We start from the raw sequence: 4,886 nt of genomic DNA, 5'->3' as shown, positions 1-4,886 counted from the left end.
ATGAGGCGTGCTTGCCGACGATCCAGCCTTCGGCGTGCAGCTGCTCGTAGGCCGCGGCGGTGACGGTGCGGCTCACGCCGAGGTGCCGCGCCAGCGCGCGGGTGGACGGCAGCCGGTCACCACCCCGCAGGTGGCCGAGGGTGGCGGCGTGCCGCAGCGCGTCGGCGAGCTGCACCGCCAGCGGGCGGTGGTCGTCGCGGCGCAGCTCGACGGCCGGTTCCAGCAGCGGCGAACTCGCCGCGGGCAGCGAAGTGGGCATCGCGGAGGACTCTCCTGGGTCGTCACCTGCGATGCTGCCACCCGCTGCGCTGTGCGGTGCGCCGCAACCCCGCACCGCTTCCCCATCGGCCCCCTTGGTTCGGTCGGGCGCGACCTCCACCCGACGCGAAGGGTTTCGGAGTCAAGCAGTGGTGAGGCCGCGGACCGGGTCGAGGGAGTAGCGGGTCATGCGGGTGCGGGCGGGGCGGTACACGTGCACGGTGATCGCCGGATCCGGGCCGTCGTTGACGACCTGGTGCACGTAGTCCGGGCCGAACACCCGCGACTGACCGGTCTCGATGGTGCGCCACTCCTCGGCCGGGCCGGTGGCGGTGGACCGGACCACCCGCTCGTCGACCGAACCGGACACGACGGTGAAAGCGCCGGTGGCGCCACCGTGGTCGTGCAGTTCGGTGTGCTGCCCCGGCAACCAGCTCAGCAGCCACGCTTCGTACCCGGCGGTGCGTTCCAGCAGGCCGGACCAGCGCTGCTGCGGGTCGTAGCGCAGCCGGTGCGCCCACGATTGCCGGTCGGCGGCGAACTCGCGGGCGATCCGCGCCGGGTGCGCCAGGGAGCGGTCCGCTTCGGCGGCGACGGTGTTGGGAGGTACTGCGAACACGTGGATGTCCTCGTGAATCGGTCGAATTGATCGGGATCGCGCGGCGGCGCGGTGTCCACCCTCGGGTTCTGCGGCGTCGCGGGATCGGCTGCGTCGCGCGGGAGTTCGCGCGGAATGCGCCGGAAAGCGCTGCGGTGGCCGGGAAGCGGCCGGGGAATGCGGGCTCAGGCCCGGGACGCCGGGTGGATCACCGCAGCGGACAAAGCGCGCTCGCCACCCGGCGAAGGTCGATGTGACCCCAGCTGACGGTCATGGCTCGCGGCAACACGGCGAGTACTCAACCAGCACGCCGGGTTACCCGTCAAGCGGACTCCGCCCATCTCACACCCTCGGGCAGGGGGCGGGATCGCAGCTCAACCGGGGTTTGCGAGCGGTGCGACCGCGACGAGCGAGAACGGGAAACCCCGCGGGCCTCAGTTGAGCGCCCCGAGCACGTCGGCGACCAGATCATCGGTGTCCTCGCACCCGGCGGAGAAGCGCACGAATCCCTCGGGCACCGGATCGCCCCACTGCGCCCGCCGGTCGACGGTGCTGTGCACGCCGCCGAAACTGGTCACCTGCGAAACGAGCCGGCTGCGGCGCACGAACTCCGCCACCGCGTCGGCGTCGGCGAGCTCGAAGCGGAAAACCCCGCCCCAACGCCGCATCTGCGCCCGCGCGGCCGCGTGCGCGGGATCGTCGGACAGCCCGGGCCAGCGCAACCCGCGCACGCGCCCGCGCAGCGCCTCGGCCAGCGCGGAGGCGTTCTGCGCCTGCCGCGCCAAGCGCAGGTCGAGCGTGCCGAGGCTGCGGTGTGCCAGCCAGGTCTCGAACGGCCCGGGAATCGAGCCGGAAAGCGTGCGCGCCTTGCGCAACCGCTCGGCCCACTCGCCGTCCGCAGTGGACACGTGCCCCAGCAGCAGATCGCTGTGCCCGGACAACGCCTTGGTGTCGCTGGCGATCGCGAAGTCCGCGCCGAGCTCGAGCGGCCGCTGCCCCAGCGGCGTCGCCGTGGTGTTGTCCACCGCCAGCAGCGCACCCGCCGCGTGCGCGCGCCGCGCGAGTTCGGCGATGTCGCAGACGTCCAGCCCGGGGTTGGACGGGGTTTCCAGCAGCACCAGCCGGACCCCGTCGAAGATCCCTTCCGGCCACGGACCGGTGGTCGGGATTTCCTTTACGCGCAACGAAAGCGCGTCCATCTCGTCCTGCACGAACTGGCGGGTCGCGTAATAGCCGTCGATGGGCAGCAGCAGCGAATCCCCCGCCCGCAGCACGCTGCGCAGCAACGTGCTGATCGCGGCCATGCCGGAGGGCAGCAGCACGCAGGGCCCGCCGTCGAGGTCGCCGATCGCGGCTTCCAGCGCCCGCCAGGTGGGATTGCCCGCCCGGCCGTAGAAATCCGCCGAGTCACCGCCGAGGTGGTAAGGCGCCGCGAACACCGGCCCGGGCGCGAGCGGCTCACCGGGTCGTTCCCCGCCGTGCCCGCCGTGCACGCAACGCGTGCCGTCGCCGAACTCCGCCCCGGAATCCGCCCCGGAATCCGCGCTGAACGCCGTCATTTCCCTCCCGTCACTCGGCTTTGCGTTCCCGCCCCAGCAGCAGCGCCGCCCCCGGGCCGGGTTCCAGGCCCTCGTGGCAGACCTGGTGCACCACCTCGGTGATCGGCATCTCCACCCCGCACCGCGCGGCGAGCTCCCGGATGGACGAGCACGACTTCACGCCTTCCGCGACCTGCCCGTGCGCGGCCTGCTGCGCGGCGAGCACGGATTCGCCGCGGCCCAGCCGCTCGCCGAAGGTCCGGTTCCGCGACAGCGGCGAGGTGCAGGTGGCCACCAGGTCGCCCATCCCGGCCAGCCCGGCGAACGTCATCGGCTCCGCGCCGAGCGCCACCCCGAGCCGGGTGGTCTCCGCCAGCCCGCGGGTGATCAGCGAGGACATCGTGTTGTGGCCGTGCCCGAGCCCGGCGGCCATGCCGCAGGCGAGCGCGATCACGTTCTTGCACGCCCCGGACAGCTCGATGCCGACCAGATCGGTGTTGGTGTAGGGGCGGAAGTAGCCGGTGGAGCACGCCGCCTGGAACGCGACGGCGCGGTCGTGATCGGCGCAGGCCACGACGGTCGCGGTGGGCTCACCGGCGGCGATCTCCTTGGCCAGGTTCGGTCCGGAGACCACGGCCACGCGCTGCATCGGCACGTCCGCGACCTCGGCCACCACCTGGCTCATCCGCTTGAGGGTGCTCAGTTCGACGCCCTTGGCCAGGCTCACCAGCGTCGCCTCGTCCGGCAGCAGCGGCTGCCAACCGGCCAGGTTCTCCCGCAGGTTCTGGCTGGGCACCGCCAGCACCACGGCTTGCGCCCGGTGCACCGCGGCGGCGGCGTCATCCGTGGCGCGCAGCGATTCCGGCAGGGTCACGCCGGGCAGGTAGTCCTCGTTGCGGTGCTGCCGGTTGATCTCCTCGGCGACTTCGGCGCGGCGCGCCCACAACGTCACTTCCGACCCGGCGTCGGCGAGCACCTTGGCGAACGTGGTGCCCCACGAACCGGCGCCGAGCACGGTGACCCGGCGCAGCGGTTCAGGCCCGCTCATCGTCGCCCTGCAGGCGCTCGCGCTTGTGCTGCGGGAGATCGTCCGAGTCCTCGCGCGGGCTCCCGGCCGATCCGTCCCGCCCACGCGTGGCGCCGTTCTGCGGGGATTCATCCGCGGTGTCGTTCTGCGAGGTTTCCCCCGCAACGCCGTTCTGCGAAGTCTCCCCCGCGGTGTCGTTCTGCGGAGTCTCATCCCGAGCGCCGTTTTGCGGAGTCTCCCCCGCGGCGCGGTTTTGCGGAGTTTCCCCCGCGGCGCCGTCCCGCGAACCCCCCGCGGAGCCGCCCTGCACCCGCCGCCGAGCGGGCGAGTAGAACTCGGCGGGCGGCTGCTGCTCGCGGATCTCGCCGAGCAGTTCCCGCACCCGCCCCATGGCCAACTCGCTCACCGCGCGCAGCGTCGCGTTGTCGGCCGGTTTGCCGCGGAACTCCGAAACGTCCAACGGCTCACCGACGCGCAGGTGCACCGTCTTGCGCGGGAACGGGCGGAACTTCTTCTCGTAGTGGTTGTAGAGGTCCCGGGTTCCCCAGCGGGCGATCGGAACGATCGGCACGTCGTGCTCCAGCGCGAGCCGCGCGACACCGGCCTTCGGCACCATCGGCCAGCCGTCGGGATCCTTGGTGACCGTCCCGTCCGGGTAGATGATCACGACCTTGCCCGTTTCCAAGGCGTCGTGCGCGGCTTGCAGGCTCTTCTGCGCGTCGGTGGTCTGCCGCACGACCGGGATCTGGGCGACGCCGTCGAGCACGTTGCGCAGCACCGGCACGTTCCACAGCGTGTTCTTGGCCATGAACCGCGGGATCCGCGCAGCCCGGTGCACCGTCACGGCGTCGTAGAGCGGATCCAGGTGCGAAACGTGGTTGAGCACCAGCACCACCGGACCGGTCGCGGGGATGTTCGCCAGCCCGTGCACCCGCACCCGGGCGAGCAGGGCGGTGAGCGGGTAGAACACGATCGCCGCGAACCGCAGCCAGAACCGGCCCATGCCGGTGGCCGGCCGCTCCTTCGTGCGTCTGCGCGGCCGCTTGAGATTTCCCGGTTCCACGCCCATCTCCTCTCGCCAGAGCGGCTGTCAAGTTACCTCCCCGGCACCGCTGCCCGGGCGGGGGCCGCCGCGGGCGGAGGATGGCGGCATGAGCGTTCCCGCCTCCCTCCTGGTGCCGATCAAGCCGCTGCGGCTGGCGAAGACCCGGCTGCGCGGCGACCGGCCCGCCGACGCGCACGCCGCGCTGGTGAGCGCGGTCGCGCACGACACGGTCGAGGCGGCCCGGCGCACCGCGGGCGTTCGCGAAGTGCTGGTGGTGACCTCCGACTCGGAGCTGACGGACTCGTTCGCGGCGGCGGGCGTGGAAGTCGTCGCCGACGACCCGGACGCCGGGCTCAACCCCGCGCTGGAGCACGGCGAGCGCGTGCTGCGCGGCCGCGGCGCGGACCGGATCGGGGCGCT

The 4,886-nt window shown here is 72.7% G+C and carries 5 protein-coding genes and 1 pseudogene; 1 reads left to right on the top strand and 5 read right to left on the bottom strand.

What is annotated here, in order from left to right:
* The 5 genes from IJH84_RS12725 to IJH84_RS12705 all read right to left on the bottom strand — a co-directional run.
* Positions 1-259 (bottom strand): winged helix-turn-helix domain-containing protein (locus tag IJH84_RS12725; RefSeq protein ID WP_295144431.1); only part of this gene is annotated, 259 nt, incomplete at its 3' end.
* Positions 260-400: 141 nt separating this feature from the next.
* On the bottom strand, positions 401-877 hold the full coding sequence (locus tag IJH84_RS12720; RefSeq protein ID WP_200070222.1) for a cysteine dioxygenase family protein: 477 nt from the start codon (positions 875-877) through the stop codon (positions 401-403).
* A gap of 413 nt (positions 878-1,290) precedes the next feature.
* Entirely contained in the window at positions 1,291-2,415 is a 1,125-nt protein-coding gene (locus IJH84_RS12715) for a cystathionine gamma-lyase (protein ID WP_295144428.1), read from the bottom strand.
* Between the two features lie 10 nt (positions 2,416-2,425).
* A complete protein-coding gene (locus tag IJH84_RS12710) occupies positions 2,426-3,442 on the bottom strand; it encodes an NAD(P)H-dependent glycerol-3-phosphate dehydrogenase (RefSeq protein ID WP_295144425.1) in 1,017 nt (338 codons plus the stop codon).
* Positions 3,429-4,484 carry a 1-acyl-sn-glycerol-3-phosphate acyltransferase gene (locus tag IJH84_RS12705; protein ID WP_367269016.1) on the bottom strand — a complete coding sequence of 352 codons (1,056 nt, stop codon included), beginning with the start codon at positions 4,482-4,484 and terminating at the stop codon, positions 3,429-3,431. The genes IJH84_RS12710 and IJH84_RS12705 overlap by 14 nt, the downstream gene beginning before the upstream one ends.
* 88 nt (positions 4,485-4,572) lie before the next feature.
* Here IJH84_RS12705 and IJH84_RS12700 point away from each other — a divergent pair.
* Positions 4,573-4,886 (top strand): annotated as a pseudogene (locus IJH84_RS12700) (2-phospho-L-lactate guanylyltransferase); the annotation flags it as partial.

The organism is Saccharopolyspora sp. (genome assembly GCF_017434145.1).
Lineage (GTDB): Bacteria > Actinomycetota > Actinomycetes > Mycobacteriales > Pseudonocardiaceae > Saccharopolyspora_C > Saccharopolyspora_C galaxeae.
Note: the sequence above shows the minus strand (reverse complement) of the source record. Positions and strands in the feature narration are given on the sequence as shown.

What these genes read in the sequence shown, in the direction of transcription:
- IJH84_RS12715 (WP_295144428.1), bottom strand. Translation starts at nt 2,415, where the DNA reads ATGACGGCGTTCAGCGCGGATTCCGGGGCGGATTCCGGGGCGGAGTTC.
- IJH84_RS12710 (WP_295144425.1), bottom strand. Translation starts at nt 3,442, where the DNA reads ATGAGCGGGCCTGAACCGCTGCGCCGGGTCACCGTGCTCGGCGCCGGT.